This window comes from Alteromonas sp. AWM4_230, from assembly GCF_056158305.1.
Genome location: NZ_JBSWTB010000001.1, coordinates 2,346,184 through 2,367,008 on the forward strand (window position 1 = coordinate 2,346,184; position 20,825 = coordinate 2,367,008).

14 protein-coding genes are annotated in these 20,825 nt (G+C 45.3%); 11 read left to right on the forward strand and 3 right to left on the reverse strand.

Annotation, left to right across the window (positions count from 1 at the left end; all coding sequences use genetic code 11):
* Positions 1-2: 2 nt before the first annotated feature.
* From edd to ACXACS_RS09990, 3 genes are read left to right on the forward strand one after another with little or no spacing between them, the layout of a single operon-like run.
* Positions 3-1,829, forward strand: a complete 1,827-nt coding sequence (gene edd / locus ACXACS_RS09980) for a phosphogluconate dehydratase (protein ID WP_474806214.1) — start codon at positions 3-5, stop codon at positions 1,827-1,829.
* Entirely contained in the window at positions 1,829-2,782 is a 954-nt protein-coding gene (locus tag ACXACS_RS09985; RefSeq protein WP_269918098.1) for a glucokinase, read from the forward strand. The genes edd and ACXACS_RS09985 overlap by 1 nt, the downstream gene beginning before the upstream one ends.
* Before the next feature lie 3 nt (positions 2,783-2,785).
* Positions 2,786-3,430, forward strand: a complete 645-nt coding sequence (locus ACXACS_RS09990; RefSeq protein ID WP_474806216.1) for a bifunctional 4-hydroxy-2-oxoglutarate aldolase/2-dehydro-3-deoxy-phosphogluconate aldolase — start codon at positions 2,786-2,788, stop codon at positions 3,428-3,430.
* Positions 3,431-3,555: 125 nt separating this feature from the next.
* Here ACXACS_RS09990 and ACXACS_RS09995 read toward each other — a convergent pair whose 3' ends face one another.
* Together ACXACS_RS09995 and gap are read right to left on the reverse strand one after the other, a co-directional pair.
* Positions 3,556-4,407, reverse strand: a complete 852-nt coding sequence (locus ACXACS_RS09995) for a D-hexose-6-phosphate mutarotase (RefSeq protein WP_474806218.1) — start codon at positions 4,405-4,407, stop codon at positions 3,556-3,558.
* A 175-nt stretch (positions 4,408-4,582) separates the two neighbouring features.
* A complete protein-coding gene (gene gap, locus ACXACS_RS10000; RefSeq protein WP_179983752.1) occupies positions 4,583-5,578 on the reverse strand; it encodes a type I glyceraldehyde-3-phosphate dehydrogenase in 996 nt (331 codons plus the stop codon).
* Between the two features lie 236 nt (positions 5,579-5,814).
* Between gap and malQ the strand changes: the two genes are divergently transcribed.
* The 5 genes from malQ (at position 5,815) to msrB (ending at position 15,040) form a co-directional block, all read left to right on the forward strand.
* Entirely contained in the window at positions 5,815-8,013 is a 2,199-nt protein-coding gene (malQ, locus tag ACXACS_RS10005; RefSeq protein ID WP_474806220.1) for a 4-alpha-glucanotransferase, read from the forward strand.
* Between the two features lie 157 nt (positions 8,014-8,170).
* Positions 8,171-10,345 carry a 1,4-alpha-glucan branching protein GlgB gene (gene glgB / locus ACXACS_RS10010; RefSeq protein WP_474806222.1) on the forward strand — a complete coding sequence of 725 codons (2,175 nt, stop codon included), beginning with the start codon at positions 8,171-8,173 and terminating at the stop codon, positions 10,343-10,345.
* A 48-nt stretch (positions 10,346-10,393) separates the two neighbouring features.
* Positions 10,394-12,493: a glycogen debranching protein GlgX gene (gene glgX, locus ACXACS_RS10015; protein WP_474806224.1), complete on the forward strand. Its 2,100-nt coding sequence runs from the start codon at positions 10,394-10,396 to the stop codon at positions 12,491-12,493.
* Positions 12,494-12,958: 465 nt separating this feature from the next.
* The gene (gndA, locus tag ACXACS_RS10020) at positions 12,959-14,512 is read left to right on the forward strand and encodes an NADP-dependent phosphogluconate dehydrogenase (RefSeq protein ID WP_014976813.1); all 1,554 of its coding nucleotides are present in this window, start codon (positions 12,959-12,961) and stop codon (positions 14,510-14,512) included.
* Between the two features lie 99 nt (positions 14,513-14,611).
* On the forward strand, positions 14,612-15,040 hold the full coding sequence (gene msrB, locus ACXACS_RS10025; RefSeq protein WP_039216559.1) for a peptide-methionine (R)-S-oxide reductase MsrB: 429 nt from the start codon (positions 14,612-14,614) through the stop codon (positions 15,038-15,040).
* Between the two features lie 152 nt (positions 15,041-15,192).
* Here the strand turns inward: msrB and ACXACS_RS10030 are convergent, their stop codons facing one another.
* Entirely contained in the window at positions 15,193-16,077 is an 885-nt protein-coding gene (locus tag ACXACS_RS10030; protein WP_474806227.1) for a DUF2989 domain-containing protein, read from the reverse strand.
* A 192-nt stretch (positions 16,078-16,269) separates the two neighbouring features.
* Here ACXACS_RS10030 and ACXACS_RS10035 point away from each other — a divergent pair, with 192 nt between their 5' ends.
* The 3 genes from ACXACS_RS10035 (at position 16,270) to ACXACS_RS10045 (ending at position 20,791) form a co-directional block, all read left to right on the forward strand.
* Entirely contained in the window at positions 16,270-17,715 is a 1,446-nt protein-coding gene (locus ACXACS_RS10035) for a glyceraldehyde-3-phosphate dehydrogenase (protein WP_014979588.1), read from the forward strand.
* 168 nt (positions 17,716-17,883) lie between these two features.
* Positions 17,884-19,023: a M14 family metallopeptidase gene (locus ACXACS_RS10040; RefSeq protein ID WP_014949839.1), complete on the forward strand. Its 1,140-nt coding sequence runs from the start codon at positions 17,884-17,886 to the stop codon at positions 19,021-19,023.
* A gap of 109 nt (positions 19,024-19,132) precedes the next feature.
* Positions 19,133-20,791 (forward strand): alanine/glycine:cation symporter family protein, encoded by a 1,659-nt coding sequence (locus ACXACS_RS10045; RefSeq protein WP_014949838.1) that lies wholly within the window; start codon positions 19,133-19,135, stop codon positions 20,789-20,791.
* The last annotated feature ends 34 nt before the right edge of the window (positions 20,792-20,825 follow it).

Sequence of the window (20,825 nt, forward strand, 5' to 3'; positions counted from 1 at the left end):
GAATGAATCCAAAAATTGCTGAAGTTACGCAACGAATTATCGAGCGTAGTAGAGAAACGCGTAAAGCGTATCTAGAAAAAATTGAAGACGCGCGCCGTCAAGGCCCACATCGTGGTGTACTATCATGCGGTAACTTGGCCCACGGCTTTGCCGCATGTGGTACAAGTGAAAAGGCTGACCTTCGTTCCATGACCAAAGCCAATGTGGCTATTGTGTCAGCATACAATGACATGCTTTCTGCTCACCAGCCTTATGAGACTTATCCTGCGCTTATCCGCGAAGCGGTAAAAGAAGTAGGCAGTGTAGCGCAGTTCGCGGGTGGTGTACCTGCAATGTGTGATGGTGTGACGCAAGGCCAGTCTGGTATGGACTTGAGCCTTATGAGCCGTGACAACATTGCTCAGGGCGCAGCTATTGCGCTTTCACATAATATGTTTGATAGCACCTTGATGCTGGGTATCTGCGATAAAATCGTACCTGGACTTCTGATGGGCGCACTTACGTTTGGCCACTTGCCAACTGTTTTTGTCCCAGCCGGTCCTATGCCATCAGGCTTACCGAACAAAGAAAAAGCGCGCGTTCGCCAAGAATTTGCTGAAGGTAAGGTTGGTCGCGACGCACTTCTTGAAGCTGAGTCTCAGTCTTATCATTCTGCTGGTACTTGTACTTTCTACGGTACAGCAAACTCAAACCAGCTTGTGGTTGAGATGATGGGTTTACACTTGCCGGGTTCTTCGTTTGTAAACCCAGGTACGCCACTACGTGATGCGTTAACAAAAGCAGCTGCGGTTCAAGCGACTCGTCTAACTGACCTTGGCGACAACTACACACCAATTGGGCACATTGTAGATGCTAAAGCCATTGTAAATGGTCTTGTAGGTCTACTTGCAACGGGTGGTTCTACTAACCACACCATGCACCTTATCGCTGTTGCGCGCGCTGCTGGCTACATTGTTAACTGGGACGATTTCTCAGATATTTCAAATGCGGTTCCACTACTTACCCGTATTTACCCTAACGGTTCAGCAGACATTAACCACTTTGTTGCCGCTGGCGGTATGTCATTGCTTATCAAGCAACTGCTTGACGCAGGATTACTGCACAACGATGTGAAAACTATCGTTGGCGATGGCTTAGAGCTATACACCAAAGAGCCTGTGCTAAAAGACGGCGAGCTAGAGTGGCGCGACGGCCCAACAGAATCTCTGGATAAAGAGGTACTAGCAACAGTTGATGCACCATTTAAACCTGATGGTGGTTTAAGCGTGCTCGACGGTAACCTAGGCCGCGGCGTAATCAAAACGTCTGCGCTTCGTACTCCGCATTGCACTATTAAAGCGCCAGCGGTTGTATTTGAAGATCAGTTTGAACTAGATGACGCGTTTAAATCTGGCAAGCTAGATAAAGACTGTATCGTGGTTGTTCGCTTCCAAGGGCCATCGGCCATTGGTATGCCAGAGCTTCACCGCCTAACGCCGCCGCTTGGTGTAATTCAAGACCGTGGCTTTAAAGTAGCCCTTGTTACTGACGGTCGTATGTCGGGTGCATCAGGTAAAGTACCTGCTGCTATCCACGTGACTCCAGAGGCTTATAAAGGTGGCCTACTTGCTAAGGTACAGGAAGGCGACATTATTGAGCTCAACACCGAAACCGGTGCCCTAACTTTGCACGTTGATGACGAAACCCTTGCTGCTCGTGAAGCTGCGCCGGCAAGCTTGGCGAAGCATCATGTGGGAATGGGACGTGAAATGTTTGCGGGTATGCGTGCCATCCTTACTGGTGCAGAGGAAGGAGCGTGTTCACTGTTTTATACGCAGGAGCAAGCATAATGAGCCAAAAGTTTGTGGCTGATGTCGGCGGTACCAATATTCGCGTTGCGAGAGTAACCGAGTCGGGCGTCACTGACATCAAAAAATACATGTGTAATGACTTTGCTAGCATCGATTTAGCTATTACACAGTATTTTACTGATATGCCAGAGCACAACTTTACCCAAGGTTGTATTGCAATTGCCTGCCCAGTGCTAGGTGACCAAGTTGTAATGACTAACCACAGCTGGGCTTTTTCTCAAAACGCTTTGCGTTCGCAGCTTAAGCTAGACGCGCTGTTTGTCATTAACGACTTCACTGCAGTGGCACATTCATTACCTGTGCTAAGCGAAGACCAAGTTGTTCAAATTGGTGAGGGCACACCAAAAGAGAACGGCAATATTGCTGTTTTTGGCCCAGGTACTGGCCTTGGCGTTGAGCATATCACTATGACTTCGACAGGTTGGCAAACATTAGACGGTGAGGGGGGTCATGTTGACTTCGCTCCTGTTGATGAAACCGATGTTGTGGTTTGGCGTCATTTGCAATCAACATTGGGGCGTGCTTCTGCTGAAGAAGTGATGTCCGGACGTGGCTTGCACAATATCTACACTGCGTTAGCTAACGATGCGTCTGCCCCTGTAGCCTTTACTGAGCCAGCGCAAATTACAGAAGCGGCGTTAAACGGAACTTGTGAGTTAGCTGAAGCAACACTGACTCAGTTTTGTCGAATCATGGGAAGCTTCGCGGGTAATATAGCGCTGAATATGGCGACTACTGGCGGTATCTTTATTGGTGGAGGTATTGCAAATCGTTTCCCTGAGTTTATTCAAAACAGCGACTTCAGAGCGCGTTTTGAAGCGAAAGGGCAAATGAAGCATTACGTTAAAGACATTCCCACCTATCTTATTGCAGAACCTGATCACGGTTTATTGGGTGCGGCTGCATATCTGAATCAAAATACAGCGAGCTAAATTATGACATCAAAATGGAAAACCTCTCCAGAGGAAATTTTTGCGGCGGGCCCAGTTGTACCTGTATTGGTTATCAACGACGTAGAAAAAGCGGTACCTCTGGCAAAAGCGCTAATGGAAGGTGGAATTAAAGTACTAGAAGTTACTTTACGTACACCTGCAGCAATTGACGTAATTAAGCGAATTGCAGAAGAAGTACCTGATTCTTTGATCGGTGCGGGTACGGTAACCAACGCACAACAGCTAAAAGCAGTTGTTGAAGCCGGCGCTAAGTTTGCTATTAGCCCAGGCATGACCGCTGACTTGCTTAAAGCAGGTATGGATGCTGATATTCCACTTATTCCAGGTATTTCTTCAACGTCTGACCTAATGAAGGGTAAAGATGCGGGTTATACCCACATGAAATTCTTCCCTGCGGAAGCGTCAGGTGGCGCTAAAGCTATCAAGTCTATCAGCGGTCCTTTCCCTGATGTAACCTTCTGTCCAACAGGCGGAATTGGCCCGAATAACTACAACGATTACTTAGCGCTTAAGAATGTTAAGTGCGTAGGTGGTTCGTGGTTAGCACCAGATGACGCGATTGAGTCAGGTGATTGGGCGCGCATCACCCAGTTGGCTAAAGAAGCCGTTGCAGGTGCTAAGCAGTAAAATTCGCTAAGCTCTACGTTTTAAAAAACCTGCCAATTGGCAGGTTTTTTTATAAGATACTTTCGCTACTCGATATTGCTAGCAAGCACGACTCATCGCGAAAGACCATCGATATAGCCACACGTTTACTTAGGAGCAATAGTCTGTCTAAGAGTGTGACTTTCACCAGTTGCTAATGTTCTGCCTTGTGTTAACGACGTCTCCACGCATAGCATGTGCTTATAGCCAAATGGGTCCATATCTGAAATGGACGCAGCACCTTGCCACGGGTTCCACACAACAAGTGAATCATTGCCCTGTGAGACAACTTCCGTAAATGAATTGCCGCCTACTTCAATATCAACGTTTTTAATGGGCGCAAGATGGATTCGGTCGGTTTCTCCGGTAATGGTGTAAGGCGTTGGCGTATGCTTTATCGCCCAATCGTCAAGCTTGTCTTTATATTCGCCCTTAATTCCTTTTATAACTGCTTGCTGAATATCATCAACATGAAAATAAGTGTGCAAAGCACAGTTAAAGTCGAATGCTACCACCCCTGTGTTTTCAGTGACCAGAGATACCTCCATAGTTTCACCAATAGCGATAACCATGGCGACAGTGCAGTCATTTTCAAATCCCTCAGCCCGAGTAAAGCTTGGTGAAAGGGTTATAGTGGTGCAGTTTGCTGTTTCTTCTGAGTTAACCAGCTTCCACACCTGGGTTCTTAAAAAGCCGTGAGAGGGAAGGGCCCCTTTTTCGCGACCATGGTCATCACTAAACCACGGCCAACATACTGGAATACCCCCGCGAATTGGACGTTCGCCGTTTAAATAGGCATGTGGACTTACCCAAAGTCGCTCTTTGTTATCGCTTTTAGGAACAAAAGATAAAATATGGCCGCCAAATAAGCTTATGCGCGCTGTGGCGAAAGCGTTATCCACGTCTAAAAAGGTAAGACCATTAGACTCGCTAACGGTAACTGAATTCACAGATGGCATACGTCCCCCTTGGACTGAATACTAAACTTACAAATAGGCGACGGGAAAATGTGTGTCGCTGAAAAACCGTCTTTATTTTTGAGACAACAAAAAAGGTGCAAACATAATGTTTGCACCTTTAGATTAACTCAACTTTAGAACAAATAGTTTAACTATTTGTTCTATATTTTATTTATTACTTAGAAATATGAGCTACTAAGTCTAGAACCTTATTTGAGTAACCCCATTCGTTGTCGTACCAAGATACAAGCTTAACGAATGTGTCAGTAAGCGCGATACCTGCAGTAGCGTCGAATACAGAAGTGCGTGCGTCGCCTAAGAAATCGTTTGATACAACTGCATCTTCAGTGTAACCCATGATACCTTTTAGCTCGCCTTCTGAAGCTTCTTTCATTGCAGCACAGATTTCGTCGTAGCTAGCAGCCTTCGCAAGGTTAACCGTAAGGTCAACAACTGAAACGTTAGGGGTAGGTACACGGAAAGCCATACCTGTTAGTTTACCGTTAAGCTCAGGAATTACTTTACCTACTGCTTTGGCAGCACCCGTTGATGATGGGATGATGTTTTGACCCGCGCCGCGGCCGCCACGCCAGTCTTTCATTGAAGGACCATCTACAGTTTTCTGTGTAGCAGTTGTAGCGTGAACGGTTGTCATTAGACCGTCTACAATACCAAACTTGTCGTTAAGCACTTTTGCAAGTGGAGCAAGACAGTTAGTGGTGCAAGACGCATTTGAAACGATCGTTTCGCCAGCATAGCTTTCTTGGTTAACGCCCATTACGAACATTGGCGTGTCGTCTTTAGACGGCGCAGACATAACCACTTTCTTCGCGCCAGCTTCAATGTGCTTCGCTGCAGTTTCTTTAGTTAGGAATAGACCTGTTGATTCAACAACAACATCTACGTTTACTTCATCCCACTTAAGCGCTGCTGGGTCTCTTTCAGAAGTAATACGGATAGTTTTGCCGTTTACAACTAGACTGTTGTTATCAACTGATACTTCACCGTCAAATAAACCGTGCGTCGAGTCGTATTTCAAAAGATAAGCAATGTAGTCTGTGTCTAGCAAGTCGTTAATAGCTACAACTTCAATGTCGTTGCGCTCAGCTGCTGCACGCATTACTAGGCGACCAATACGGCCAAAACCATTGATACCGATGCGGATTGTCATAACGTACCCCGATTGTTCAAATAAAATGAAAATAAATTACGTAAAGTATGGATCAAAATGCCATAATTAGCAAAATAAAAAGCTAAAGTGTTGCAAAATTACGAATAAGTGCTATTGCAATCGTATTCACATATCGCGAAGCCTTTGTTTCTAGAATAATGTTAAAAATTTGTTTGCAGACGCACTTTGCACCTTTGGCCTATGCGTCTTTCACCGAATAACAGGAATGACACACCATGACACAACAACTTCTGCAACAACTGGTTGAAATGCGGGGAATTGAAACCCAATACGTCGACGCATGGGGAAAACCAGCAACCATCGCAGAATCAAGCAAAGCGAAATTGCTAAACACGCTTGGCTATGACACCAGCAGTGATGAAAAAATTCAGTCACAAATTACACAAGATATTAAATCGGTATGGTTGTCGCCTTTAAATCCTGTTCAAGTTGTACGAAACACCCAAGAAATAAATTTAGCCGTTCGCTTACCCATCGAGTTGGTCAACGACGACCATACACTTACTGTTACGTGTGAAAATGGTGACGTACAGACCCATCAATTTACGCCTGTTGATCAAGAAATGACGACAATGGCGCACATTGATGATGTTGAATTCCATGAATACGTAGTAACCCTACCTTTGGATTTACCACTTGGATATCACGATGTAGCATTAAGTGCAGATGATGATGAATTCGCACGCTCTCGCTTAATTGTGGCACCAGAGGCATGCTATACACCGAAAGAGATTAAAGAAGGCAAAAAAATCTGGGGCCTAAGTGTTCAGCTTTACTGCGTTCGCAGCGAAAAGAACTGGGGCATTGGTGACTTCTCAGACCTTGCACTACTTATCGAAAAAGCCGCGGGCGTTGGCGCAGATTTTATCGGGCTTAACCCAATTCACGCGCTTTACCCAGCTAACCCTAACGCGTGCTCTCCTTATGGGCCGAGCTCACGTCGCTGGTTAAACTATTTATATATCGATGTAACTGCCATTGACGGCTATGACGATGCATCAGTACAAACGGTAGTTAACAGTGATGAGTTTAGAGCTACGCTAGAACATGCCCGTAATGTTGAGCATGTAGACTACGAAGCAGTAGCCCATGTGAAGTTAGCAGCGCTTAAAGCGGTATTTGATGTTTACGATGCCAAATACCTTCGTAAAAGCACCAAACAAAATAAAGCGTTTAAAGCCTTCGTAGAAGCGGGCGGTGAAAGCTTAGATATGTTAGCGGTGTACGACGCCTTGCAATCGCACCTAAAAGCTAAAGGTAAGGAAAGTTGGGGTTGGCCGGTATTCCCACAAGAATATAAAGACTATCACAATCCAGCAGTGGCTAAGTTTAAAAATGCTAACAAGCAAGAAGTTAAGTTTTACCTGTTCCTTCAATGGATTGCTGCCCAGCAACTTGAAGTGGCAAGCAATAAAGCAACCTATGCCGGCATGACCATTGGTCTTTATCGCGACCTAGCGGTGGGTGTTAGCGAAGGCAGTGCCGAGATTTGGGGTAATAAGGACCTTTACTGCACAGGTGCAAGTGTGGGTGCTCCACCGGATATCTTGGGGCCGCTTGGTCAGAACTGGGGCTTGCCGCCTATGGACCCTCGCAAACTTTATGAACAAGCCTATCAACCAATTATTGACTTGTTTTCTTCGAACATGGCGTCTTCTGGGTCGTTGCGAATCGACCACGTTATGGCGTTACTTCGCTTGTGGTGGGTAGTAAAAGGCGACCACGCAAAAGACGGTGGATATGTTTATTATCCTGTCGATGACTTGCTCGGTATTCTAGCGCTAGAAAGTCATCGTAATGAAAGTTTGGTTATAGGTGAAGACTTAGGCACCGTACCCGAAGAAATTCGCAGCAAACTCGCCGACAACGGTGTGTACTCATACCGCGTATTTTTCTTCGAACAAGCAGAAGACGGTGGTTTCTTCTCGCCTAGTCATTATCCAGTTCAGTCGATGTCAACCTTGACTACTCACGATATGCCGACGTTGATTGGTTACTGGCACTGTTTAGATTTAGAGTTGGGTAAAGAAATAGGTCTGTATCCGACAGAAGAAATTCTTCAAACGCTTTATGCAGATCGCCATGAAAATAAACAAGCGATACTTGATACGCTGCATGGACACGGTTCAATTGGCGACAATGTAGGTCGCGATGTAAATCACACGGGAATGAATCGCGATTTAAATAACGGTATGCAGGTGCATATGGCAGGGGGGTCAAGTGCGCTATTAAGCCTTCAGTTAGAAGACTGGTTAGAAATGGATAAGCCGGTGAACATTCCTGGTACATTCGATGAATACCCAAATTGGCGCAGAAAGTTAACTGAGAATATTGAGTCGATGTTTGATAGACATGATATAAATGAGTTAGCGTCTAAACTTACTCATGCTAGAAAACAAGCAAGCCAAGGTTAATTGTCATTATCAAAGAATTGATAACAGACAGTTGCCTAGGCAACTTAAACGAGTAAGATAAAGTACCATGACGGTACTGGATAGAGCTTAAATGTTAAAACGCATTTAAGCTCACAATTCAACCCGCTGTAATGCGGGTTTTTACTAGGAGTAGCGAATGCAATTAGCGCAGCAGTTTGAACAGGTATTATGTTCTCAACCGTTTTCCCACTTAGGTATAGTGTCAAATGAGCAAAGTTCTATACTTCGTGTTTGGAACCCAAACGCAAGTGAGATAACGATTAAATGGGGCAATCCTGCGCTAAAGGAAACAACCGTTACTTCCAGTAATGGTTTGTTCGAGACACCACTGCCAGAAAAGTATCAAGGCGAAATTTATCGCGTTCTCGCTAAAGGCGAAAACGCTTATATCGATCCTTATCAATTTACCGACCAGGCTTATCACGCTGTACATTACATCGACAGCTCGCCTGCGAACTTATATGAGCAAGCTGGCGCGCAACTGATTACACTGGCTTCACCAGAAGGTGAAGCTGTAAGTGGTGTAAGGTTCTGCGTATTCGCCCCTAATGCCAGTACGGTGTCACTTATTGGCGATTTCAATCAATGGGATGGCCGTTTACATCCTATGGAAAAAACGTCTATGGGTTACTGGGTACTGTTCGTTCCAGAACTCAGCGATGGAGAGCGCTACAAGTATCAGCTTAAAGATGCGCACGGCCATGACCTGCCGCACAAAGCTGACCCCCTAGGTTTCAGCGCAGAGCAATACCCATCGCACGCGTCGAAAATTTATGACCACAACATCTACAAGTGGAATGATAGCGCTTGGATGGAAAAGCGAAAGGGCAATAAATACAACCGCCCGATGAGCATTTATGAAGTACATCTAGGGTCTTGGAAGCGCCCCGGCATTGAAACGGACGCGCGCTACCTTACTTATAAAGCGTTGGCCGATGACTTAATAAGCTACGTCAGCGATATGGGTTACACTCACGTTGAATTGTTGCCTATTTCCGAGTTTCCTTTCGACGGTTCGTGGGGCTATCAGCCCGTAGGAATGTTCGCACCAACCAGCAGATTCGGAAACCCAGATGAATTTAAATACTTTGTTGATAAGGCTCACCAAGCAGGTATAGGCGTAATTATCGATTGGGTACCTGCGCATTTTCCGGAAGACGGCCATGGCTTGGCGCGATTTGATGGTTCTTGTGTTTATGAATATGAAGATCCGAGGAAAGGTTGGCATCCGGATTGGAATTCTTGCATTTACGATTTCGGCAAAGACACAGTTCGTCAATTTTTAGTTGCAAACGCATTGTTTTGGCTAGACAAATTTCACGTTGATGGACTCAGGGTTGATGCAGTGGCATCCATGCTTTATCTCGACTATTCACGCAATGACGGAGAGTGGATCCCGAATGTGGATGGTGGCAACGAAAACTATGAAGCTATAAGTTTACTCAAATGGATGAATGAAGAAGTGTACAAGCACTTCCCCGACGCTATGACCATTGCGGAAGAGTCAACGTCATTTCCAAAGGTTTCTCGACCTGTTTTTGACGGTGGCTTAGGCTTTGGCTTTAAGTGGAACATGGGGTGGATGCATGACTCTTTGCATTACATTGCTAAAGACCCAGCGTATCGCAACTATCATCATGGTGATATCACGTTTAGCATGGTCTACGCATTTGATGAAAACTTTGTGCTGCCTATTTCACACGATGAAGTTGTGCATGGCAAAGGCAGTATGCTGCACAAAATGCCAGGCGATGAATGGCAGCAAGCTGCTAATCTGCGTTGCTATGCCGGTTTTATGTATGGCCACCCCGGTAAAAAACTTAACTTTATGGGCAATGAACTTGCACAGGCCCGTGAGTGGAACCATGACAGCAGCCTAGACTGGCATCTGCTCGATTATGATAAACACAAGGGTGTTCAAACACTTTATAAAGCGCTCAATAACCTTTATACATCAACACCAGCGCTATACGAGCAAGATCACGAACCTAGTGGTTTCGCATGGCTAGATCACAGTAACGCAGACCAAAGCATAGTATCATTTGTGCGTACGTCAAAAGATGCAAAGCAGAAAGTGTATGTGGTGTCTAATTTTACGCCCGTGCCACGTGAAAACTTTAGAATAGGCGTAGATGATGCATGTACGTTATCGCTTGCACTTAATACCGATGACAGTGCGTACTGGGGGAGCAACTATGACGTTGTATCTACTGTAAATACGAAACCTCAGCCTTGGAATGAGCGCTCCCATTCTGCTGAGATTACTTTACCGCCGCTAGCCACCGTATTTTATGTAGCCAATGTAGATTGATACTTCTAGGGCGCGTAAGCCCTAGTATATGAATAAATTGAGAACGCCGTGAACGATATTTCAGAGATAGTGCAAATTGTTGAAAGTGGAGTGGGTAATGCACATCCACTGGGCGCCACACTGACTCACGATGGATGTAATTTTGCCGTTTATGCCCCTGATGCTAAAGCGGTCGTATTGTGCTTTTTCAATTGCGATACTGAAGAGGCAATAAGTGAACATCCACTGCCAGAAAAAACTGGCGATGTTTGGCACGGTCATTTTAGCGGTGTAAACGCGGGTCAATACTATGGGTATCGTGTAGAGCGTGGAGAAGGTGGTTTACATGCTGTCCCTACTGACAAATTGCTTATAGACCCGTACGCTAGAAAAATCAGCCGTGCAATAAAGTGGGATGCAAGGCAATACAAGCACGATTCTCAGTTTATGATCCCAAAGTGCATAGTCATAGATCATAATGACTATGCAACTAATCATGTTAGTTCGCCCAATATACCTAAACACAAGCGCGTGGTGTATGAAGCTCACGTAAAAGGGTTAACAAAACTTCACCCTGATGTACCAAAAGAACACAGGGGGAAGTTTATTGGTGCAGCTCACCCCAGCGTCATTAAACACATTAAAGCATTAGGCGTAACGACAGTTCAATTTATGCCTTTGTGTTCATTTATGCCAGAGCCTTTTATCACCGATAAGGGTTTAACAAACTATTGGGGATATAACCCAGTTAACTTCTTTGCGCCCGAACCTCGCTATGGTGTTTCTGATGCGCTCGCTGAACTTAAGTCTATGGTTGACGCTTATCACAGTGCAGGCCTAGAAGTGATCGTTGATGTGGTATTTAACCACACAGCAGAGGCCGGTGTTGGCGGTCCAATTCTATCCTATAAGGGTTTTTGCCCTTACCAAGCTTATTTGCTAGAACAAACGAAAAACGGAGAGTTAGTTTATTCCAACCACTCTGGCTGTGGTAACACAGTGAATACTGCCCAGCCATTTATGATGGGACTTATCTTGGATGCCATGCGTCATTGGGTATCCGTAATTGGCGTTGACGGTTTTCGCTTCGATTTGGCAGTTTGTTTAGGAAGAGAGCCGCAGGAATACAATAAGAAATCAGGGTTGCTAAGAGCCATCAGTAGCGACCCAGTTTTAAAAGACAAGGTGCTGCTCGCTGAGCCTTGGGATATTGGGCCAAACGGTTACCAAGTCGGCAACTTCCCGTCACCATGGTTAGAGGTAAACGACAAATACCGCGATACAGTGCGCGCGTTTTGGCGGGGAGATGGTGGTGTAACAGCAGACTTTGCTACTCGCTTGATGGGCTCACGAGATATTTTTCATAAAGGCCGGCGACATATTAGTACGTCAGTCAATAATGTGACTTATCACGACGGCTTCACGCTGCACGATATGGTGACCTACGCCGAACGTCACAATCTCGATAACTTAGAAGAAAATCGAGATGGCCATGGACACAACCTGTCTGCCAATTATGGTATTGAAGGGGAAACGAATGACGAGCAGATACTCGCTATGCGAGAGCGTCAAAAGCGTAATCTGTTCGCTACTTTGATTTTTTCCCAAGGTACGCCCCATATACTCGGTGGTGATGAGTTAAGTCGTACCCAAAATGGCAACAATAATGCCTACTGCCAGGATAATCCGATTAGCTGGATGAATTGGGAGCTGAACAAGCGTAAACAGGACTTTTTGAGTTTTTGCCAGTACGTGGTGCGCTTGCGTCAATCATCATCGCTGCTTAGCGAGTTGAAGCTGCATGACGACACTTTTACATTATCGAGAAACGTTAAAGAGATTAATTGGTACAAACCGGATGGGTCGGACAAAGCGTCTGAAGATTGGAATGTACACCACAACAAAGCGTTTGGTGTTGAAATAAAGGGTTGTGCCATGAGCCAGAGAGAGCCCGACCAAAAGCCCGAGCACTGGTTCTTGTGTGTAAACGCTAGCGATAGCGACGTGCGTTTTCACTTGCCAACTGTGATGCCGAAAGGCGGGTGGACCATGCATTTAGACACGCGCTATAGTTCACTAGAAGAGCAACCTTCTATTTGTATTCAAAAGGTGTTTTTACAAGCCAGTAAATCTCTAACGCTGTTTAGTTTTTCCCAATTTTCCGAATAGAAATTGCCGACTTTCGGGATAAAAGTTGTGGTTGAATGTTCAGAAAGGTTTAAAACGACAACGCGGTATATAGGGTTCTAATTACCTGCCACATGCCGCTTGCCTTATCAAAGCTCACAGCGATCGCTAGCGGGCACGAACCTAATTACTCAGCGCTAGGCGAAATACAGCCAGCGAGATAAATCTAATTGGATAAAAGCAGCGCTCAGCCACCGGCTAACAGCATGCTAAGTAGGAGAATGCTGCCGTGTCTTTACAGTTGTACGAATTTTGTTCGTCATGGTGAGGCGTGTGTTATTCGGTATTAAATAAAAACAAATTTCTCGTTCAAACTGGCCTTAAAAACCTGATAATGTTTACCGCTGGTGACATTTACACCAGCGCGTACTAATTTGTTAGCTTAGACTGTTCTTTATTCTTTCAGGTGGTATCATTCGCAGCCATCTGAAATGTGAGGGTGTTCCTATGCAAAAGAAAGGTGGTAATTCGCACGAAGACAAGTCGTGTGATATTGGTTTTATCGGTTTAGGGGTGATGGGTAGTAACCTAACCATGAACCTAGTGGACCATGGCTATCGTGTCGCGTGTTTCGATTTAGACCAAAATAAAGTTGAGTCTATTCTAGCCAAAGACGCAAGCGAAAGAGCTGAAAATACTGAGCCTCGTGTTGAAGGCTGCAGTTCTTACACCGAGCTTTTAAGCAAGTTAAAAGCCCCGCATCTTATTATTATCTCTGTGCCTGCTGGCGATCCTGTTGACCACGTTTGCAATCATCTTATTGACGCCGGAATTCACGCTGACGATATCGTGGTTGATACTGGCAACAGTTTGTGGACAGACTCTGTAGCACGTGAAGAGCAGTACAAAGGTAAATTTATCTTCTTCTCTACCGCCGTGTCAGGTGGTGAAGTAGGCGCTCGTTTCGGGCCATCTCTTATGCCTTCAGGTAACCCTTATGCATGGACACGCATTGAGCCTGTTCTTAAAGCTATTGCTGCAAAGGTTGACCCAGAAACAGGTAAACCATTAGAAAGCCATACGCCAGGTCAGCCTGTGTTAGAAGGCGAACCATGTGCGACCTACATCGGTCCGGTTGGAGCCGGGCACTATGTAAAAATGGTGCATAACGGCATTGAATACGCAGACATGCAGCTTATCTGCGAAACTTACCATGTTATGCGCGAAGCACTACACATGGCGCCTGCTGAAATAGCAGAAGTGTTTCGTCGCTGGAACGAAGGCAAGCTGAATAGCTACCTGATGGAAATCAGTGCTGAAGTCCTTGAACAAATGGACCCTGAAACGCAACAGCCACTGGTTGACGTTATATTAGACAGAGCGGGCCAAAAAGGTACTGGGCTTTGGACTGCTGTCAGTGCGCTACAAGTAGGTAGTCCTGCACAGACTATTACTTCAGCAGTATTCGCTCGCAGTATCTCTAGTTTGAAAGACGAGCGTGTAGCTGCGAGCAAGGTTCTTGCAGGGCCTGATGCGCCATCATTCAGCGATGATGAGAAAATGTCGATCATCAACAAGCTAGAGCAAGCGCTTTATTGCTCTAAAATCTGTGCATACGCACAGGGCTTCCAGTTAATGGCAATGGCTGGCAAAGAACACGGCTGGACACTGGAGTTTGGTGAAATAGCTAAAATATGGCGTGCAGGCTGTATTATTCGCGCCGTATTTCTTCAGTCTATTTCTCAGGCCTACGAGAATAACGAAGACTTAGCCAACTTGCTTATGGACCCATTCTTTGCGGAACAAATTACGCAGTACCAATCTGATTGGCGCGAGTCTATCGCCCAAGCTACACTGGCTGGCGTGCCTTGCCCTGCCATGATGTCGGCGCTAAGCTATTACGATTCATATCGAACAGCTGTGTTACCTGCTAATTTGCTGCAAGGCCAGCGCGATTATTTTGGCGCACATACTTATCAGCGTGTAGATAAGCCAGCAGGTAAAAAGTATCACATCGAGTGGAGTGATCCTGCACGTCCGCAAACCGCTATCAAAAAATAGTATGAACTAAATAGTGTTACACGCGCTCATAATTGAGCGTAAACTATCGAAAGGTGTATTTGTTTTCAAATACACCTTTTTTGTTTTAAGAGGTAAGTTATGTCGACAGATGAAAAAGCAAACGCATCAATAGCTAAAAAAGACTGGAAAACTGAGCTCACTGACGAGGAATATTATGTATGCCGCGAAGCGGGTACTGAGCGACCTTTCACTGGAGTATTGCTAGACGAGCAGCGAGATGGATTGTACGTGTGTAAGTGCTGCGAAGCGCCACTTTTCCCCTCAGATACTAAATTTGATGCTGGTTGTGGATGGCCTTCTTTCTATAAGCAGCTTGATGACGGTAATGTAGATTACAGAGAAGACTTGAGTCACGGTATGCGTAGGGTTGAGATTTTTTGTAAGCAGTGTGGCTCCCACTTAGGCCATGTATTTCCAGATGGTCCTGCGCCAACGGGTCAACGCTACTGCGTAAATTCGCTATCTATGACCTTTAAAGGCGAAGATGATACACAAATTAAAGGTTAAAAAGCCCTAAGTGAGCGCTTGATTAAGGTAAACATCTGATTAAATTTTGACCTCATGTGAAAAGTAGAGAGATCCAATCATAAAAAACCGCCCATAAACGGCGGTTTTTTTAATTATTTACCAATGAAATTGTGTAATTGAGTTTCAAAAAATTAGAGCTTATCCAGTTTCAGTGAATCTGCGTTGAAGGTCGCGCTATTCAAATTACTGACTATTTCATCAACAATGTTATCTAGAATGCCTACTGGAAGAGCATAGCGTTGTCCAAGTTGAACACGCTGAGTGTCGTTAATTCTCTCATCGAAGGCTTCAGCCACACCATACCAAACATAGGCAAGGCGATAGTTGTCCATATCCATTCCCATTGAAGCAAGCGAGTAGAAAATGCTGACGTCAATGTCGTCGCTGTCTGTATATAAACTTAGCGCGCGATATAAGGTTTCAATAGTACGCTTTTGGTCTGTTTTAATCTGAACAGAGGCCAGTGCGACCAGTAGCTTTGGGTCGCTTACGCGGTTGCTGGCAGCGTAGCGCTCGAAGCGATGAAAAGCCTCTTTGTCGTTATATCGTGTCCAATGATAGTAAGAAAGGTAAGGATCAAGGGAGTCTTTCGTCTCGCGGCTTAGGCGTTTAATTTCACGCTGAGCAGTAATAACGCCTTTTAGCCGTGTCGCTTCCTTGCCTTTGCGTTTAACGTGTTCGATATGCTGCACTTCTTCAACGCAAGTGAGATACTCTTCGAAGTTCAGAAGGAGCGGGTACTTGTAAGCGTCGTCTTTTGAATCTTGATTGTAGTAACGCAAGCGAATAATCTCAGCTCGCTCGCCGCGACAACGGGCATCCAAACTCAAATCTAAGCAAATCTCGCTGTGAGATTCACAAATTTCACTGATAGTAGGTTCAAAAAGATCGCCACAACCCGTCAGTGTTGTCGCTGCTGCCAGCCACACCGTCGTTACATAACCTTTTGTTGGAAACTTACTAAATAAACTCTCTGTTATACGAGTTTTCATAGAGGTTTTGAAACTTATCAACAATTTGGTCTTCCTTGCTTGTTTATTTAAGATACTGCTCGTCACCGTCAGGCGAAAACTCACCTAGTGTACCCTAAAAATAATAAAAAGCTGACGCGTAATTAGGATTAGTTGTACGTGTTTGTGCCACAAAAAAATTGGCCGCGCATACAACAATGACAACACCGTTAAATTAATATCGATGAAGGCAGAAGCATGAATCAACAGTTTGAGCAGGAATTACAAAGCAGCTGGCAAGAGCGTCAGGAATACGCAGAAATGATGTTGCCCCTTATTGGTAAATTGTATCGCAATAAGGCAGTTGAAATTTCGGTTTATGGACGCTCGCTACTGAACGCCAGTGCTATTGATGTTATTAAAGCGCACCGTAAAGTGCGTCTGCACGAAGGTATTAAGCTACGCCTACGCGAAAGCTATCCAATCTTAGAAGCTTTGAGCAACATGAAGCTTGCTCCTGCACAAATTGATATTGGTAAATTGGCTTTTGATTTTCACTACGGTTCTGCGGTCGACAACAACGACCTTACGGCCTACCTTAACGAAAAACTAAACGACGTTGCCGATAAAGAGGACGATCAGAAACCTCAGGACGTTGTACTATATGGTTTTGGCCGTATAGGTCGTTTACTTGCTCGCTTGCTTATTGAACGCCAAGGTAAAAACAATAAGCTTCGCTTACGTGCCATTGTGGTTCGTGGCGGGCGCGATGGCGACCTAGAAAAACGCGCAAGCTTACTGCGCCGCGATTCAGTGCATGGGCCATTCAACGGCAGCATCACAGTTGACCACGAGCGTAACGCGCTAAAAGCAAACGGTTCATACATTCAAGTCATTTATGCCAACAGTCCAGATGAAGTGGATTACACGCAATATGGTATCGATAACGCTATCATCGTAGACAACACGGGTATTTGGCGTGACCGCGATGGCCTTGGCCTACACCTTAAAGCTAAGGGTGCAGCGAAAGCTATCCTTACCGCCCCGGGCAAAGGTGACATCAAGAACATCGTACACGGTGTAAATGACGAAGAAGTAACACCAGAAGATACAATTGTATCTGCTGCTAGCTGCACGACTAACGCAATAACGCCGGTACTAAAAGCGCTAGACGAAGAATATGGCATTGAAAACGGTCACGTTGAAACCGTTCACTCTTACACTAACGACCAAAACCTTATCGATAACTACCACAAAGGTGATCGACGTGGACGTAGTGCGCCACTTAATATGGTTATTACCGAAACGGGCGCTGCGAAAGCCGTTGCCAAAGCGTACCCGAAACTGGCAGGTAAACTTACCGGTAATGCTATCCGCGTACCTACACCTAATGTGTCACTAGCGATTTTGAACCTAAATCTTAAAACACCGGTGGATCGCATTGCAGTTAACGAGTTCTTGCGCGATACCGCGTTGTTCTCAAAGCTTCAACACCAGATTGACTACACGGCGAGTAAAGAGATTGTGTCAACAGACTTAGTCGGCTCTCGCGCTGCGTCTGTGGTTGACTCTCAGGCGACCATCGCCGCAGATAACCGCCTGACACTATACGTGTGGTATGACAACGAGTTTGGTTACAGCTGTCAGGTACTGCGTGTAGTTCGTGATATGGCAGGGCTTAGTTTCCCTACGTTGCCGCTTTAAGCAACACGCAATTTAATTAACTGTATAAAAAACCGACCTAAGTGGTCGGTTTTTTGATGGTGTAAACATTTTGTATACTTTCGATAGTACAAAACCCGCTGTGTGCGTGGAATTTGTGTTTACGTCTATGCTAAATTAGCGCTCAAATAATGAGGAAAACGACAGTCTATGCATATTTCCAGTCAATTCGACAGCGGTAACATTGAAGTTGTTAGCGCACAATCACCAGACGATATCCGTCTAACCATTCCCAACGACAACCAATCTGAATTTGCTCAGTGGTTCCACTTCCGTTTAGTAGGCGAAACCTTTGTGACGCATACCATGACCATAGGTAATCTGGCTAAGTCAGCGTATCCTGAAGGTTGGAAGGGATATAACGTTCTTGCATCTTACGACCGTCAAACTTGGTTTAGAATTCCTAGCGAATTTGACGGTGACAATCTTACGTTCTCACTAACGCTAGAACAGCCAAGCGTATACTTCGCGTATTTCATTCCTTTTAGCTACGAACGTCACCTTGATCTTGTGCACGACGCGCAGATGTCACTACTGTGCGAGCACAAATTCCTAGGCCTTACCCTTGATGGCCGTGATATGTCTATGCTGGTTATCGGTGAAGAAACACCAGAAAAGAAAAAAGTCTGGATCACGGCACGTCAACACCCTGGCGAAACCATGGCCGAGTGGTGTGCCGAAGGTATTATTTACCGTCTGCTCGACGAGCAAGATGGTTTGGCGCGACAGTTGCTTGATAATGCTGTTTTCTACATTGTGCCAAACATGAACCCAGACGGCAGCGCACGCGGTCATCTGCGTACCAACGCTGTAGGAACCAATCTAAACCGTGAGTGGGCAACGCCTTCGCAAGAAAAAAGCCCAGAAGTACTTTACGTACTGAATGCAATGAGCGAAATTGGTGTAGACATGTATCTTGATTTGCACGGTGATGAGGCATTGCCGTACAACTTTGTCGCAGGAAGTGAGGGTAACCCTAGCTACAATGACACCATCAAAATGCTTGAAAATACGTTTAAAGATGCGCTGTTGAACGCTACGCCAGAGTTTCAAGATGAATTTGGTTACGATAAAGATGAGCCAGGCAAGGCTAATTTAACCGTAGCGTCAAATGCGGTGGGCGAGAAATTTAAATGTATGGCATATACGGTGGAAATGCCATTTAAAGACAATGCAGATGTACCGGACGATATCTACGGTTGGTCGGTACAACGTAGCCGTCAATTAGGTGAAGATTTACTTATTGGTGTGAATGCAGTTGTTAAAAAGCTAAAAGCATCAGAGCAATAAAACAAGAATAAGGAAGCGAAAGCTTCCGCAAAAAAGGCCTCGACAAAAAGAGGCCTTTTAATTATTAAAATAAAACAACAATTAAACATAATAAAAAAGGGGAATAACGTTGGAAGGGTTATATGGTTTTCTAACTATGCTCGATGGTTTCTTAGGGGGCGCGTTCTGGTTTCCTTATGTACTGTTAGGCGTAGGTCTTTTCTTTACGGTTTATCTTAAGTTTCCGCAAATTCGTTTCTTTAAACACGCCTGGCAGGTTGTTACCGGTAAGTTTGATAAAGAAAGCGATCCAGGTGACACCACGCACTTTCGTGCACTTACAACCGCACTGTCTGGTACCGTAGGTACAGGTAACATCTCAGGTGTTGCATTCGCTATTTTCCTTGGTGGCCCCGCTGCACTATTTTGGATGTGGGTAACCGCCTTTTTAGGTATGACTACAAAATTCGTTGAAGTTACTCTGTCGCACAAATATCGCGTAAAGACAGAAGACGGCACCATGGCCGGTGGCCCTATGTATTACATGGACCGTCGCCTAAACATGAAGTGGTTAGCGGTTGCATTTGCTGTTGCTACGGTAGTCAGCTCATTTGGTACCGGAAACCTTCCTCAAAGTAATGGTATCGCGCAAAGTATCGAAGCAACGTTTGGCTTCGAGCCTTGGATGGTAGGTAGTGTACTGGGTATTCTTCTAGCCTTGGTCATTCTTGGTGGTATCCAACGCATTGCCGCGTTTACAGCGCGTGTTGTTCCAGTTATGGCTGTTATCTACCTTATCGGTGCGCTAGCGGTTATTTTCGCTAATCTAGACAACATTGGGCCTTCGTTTGCCGCAGTTATCGGTGATGCGTTTACTGGTTCAGCTGCCGCAGGTGGTTTCTTGGGGGCTTCATTAGCTTATGCGTTTAACCGTGGGGTTAACCGAGGCTTGTTTTCAAACGAAGCGGGTCAAGGCTCTGCACCTATCGCTCACGCAGCGGCAAAAACGAAAGAGCCTGCTTCAGAAGGTATGGTGTCACTGCTTGAACCCTTTATCGACACTATTCTAATTTGTACCGTAACGGGTTTGGTTATTTTGTCGTCGGGCGTGTGGAAAGAAAAACACGAAAACGTCTTCGATCGTTCAGACATGTACTTTGTTGCAGGTCAATACGACGACTCGAATCAGGATGACGTAAACAAACTATATGGTTACTTGAATGAAATTGAAGGTAACAATGTACAGCCTTATACTGGCTCAATTACCGTTGTTAACGGCACGGCGGTAAGCGATGGTTTTACACTGCTTAACGCTAGGTCTGTAGCAGAAGACGTGAAGTATGCAGTAGGTAGTGAAGACTTGTTTACTGGCACGCTTAAGATTGTCGACGGAAAGCCGGTTAAAGAGAACCTTGAAGTAAGCGGTAAGTCACTGGTTCACTCGGCAGCGCTCACCACCATTGCCTTTACTCGCGGTTTCTTTGGCGATTTCGGTCAATATATCGTGTCTATTGGGCTTATGCTGTTTGCGTTCTCAACCGCCATCGCTTGGTCATATTATGGTGATCGCGCTATGACATATTTGTTCGGTCCTCGCTCCGTAATGCCGTATCGCGTCATCTACGTCGCCGGTTTCGTTTGGGCTGCATTCTCTGACACTACATTAGTTTGGGCACTTTCAGCTGTGGCTATCGTGGTAATGACCTTACCAAACTTGTTCGGCATCATGTTGCTTTGTAAAGAGATGAAAGAAACGGTTAACGACTACTGGTCTCGACATAAAAAATAAGGTGAGTATTGCCTAAAGCATTGCCCCTTCTTGA

Coding starts and splice junctions, on each gene's coding strand:
- edd (WP_474806214.1), top strand. CDS start 3: ATGAATCCAAAAATTGCTGAAGTTACGCAACGAATTATCGAGCGTAGT.
- ACXACS_RS09985 (WP_269918098.1), top strand. CDS start 1,829: ATGAGCCAAAAGTTTGTGGCTGATGTCGGCGGTACCAATATTCGCGTT.
- ACXACS_RS09990 (WP_474806216.1), top strand. CDS start 2,786: ATGACATCAAAATGGAAAACCTCTCCAGAGGAAATTTTTGCGGCGGGC.
- ACXACS_RS09995 (WP_474806218.1), bottom strand. CDS start 4,407: ATGCCATCTGTGAATTCAGTTACCGTTAGCGAGTCTAATGGTCTTACC.
- gap (WP_179983752.1), bottom strand. CDS start 5,578: ATGACAATCCGCATCGGTATCAATGGTTTTGGCCGTATTGGTCGCCTA.
- malQ (WP_474806220.1), top strand. CDS start 5,815: ATGACACAACAACTTCTGCAACAACTGGTTGAAATGCGGGGAATTGAA.
- glgB (WP_474806222.1), top strand. CDS start 8,171: ATGCAATTAGCGCAGCAGTTTGAACAGGTATTATGTTCTCAACCGTTT.
- gndA (WP_014976813.1), top strand. CDS start 12,959: ATGCAAAAGAAAGGTGGTAATTCGCACGAAGACAAGTCGTGTGATATT.
- msrB (WP_039216559.1), top strand. CDS start 14,612: ATGTCGACAGATGAAAAAGCAAACGCATCAATAGCTAAAAAAGACTGG.
- ACXACS_RS10035 (WP_014979588.1), top strand. CDS start 16,270: ATGAATCAACAGTTTGAGCAGGAATTACAAAGCAGCTGGCAAGAGCGT.
- ACXACS_RS10040 (WP_014949839.1), top strand. CDS start 17,884: ATGCATATTTCCAGTCAATTCGACAGCGGTAACATTGAAGTTGTTAGC.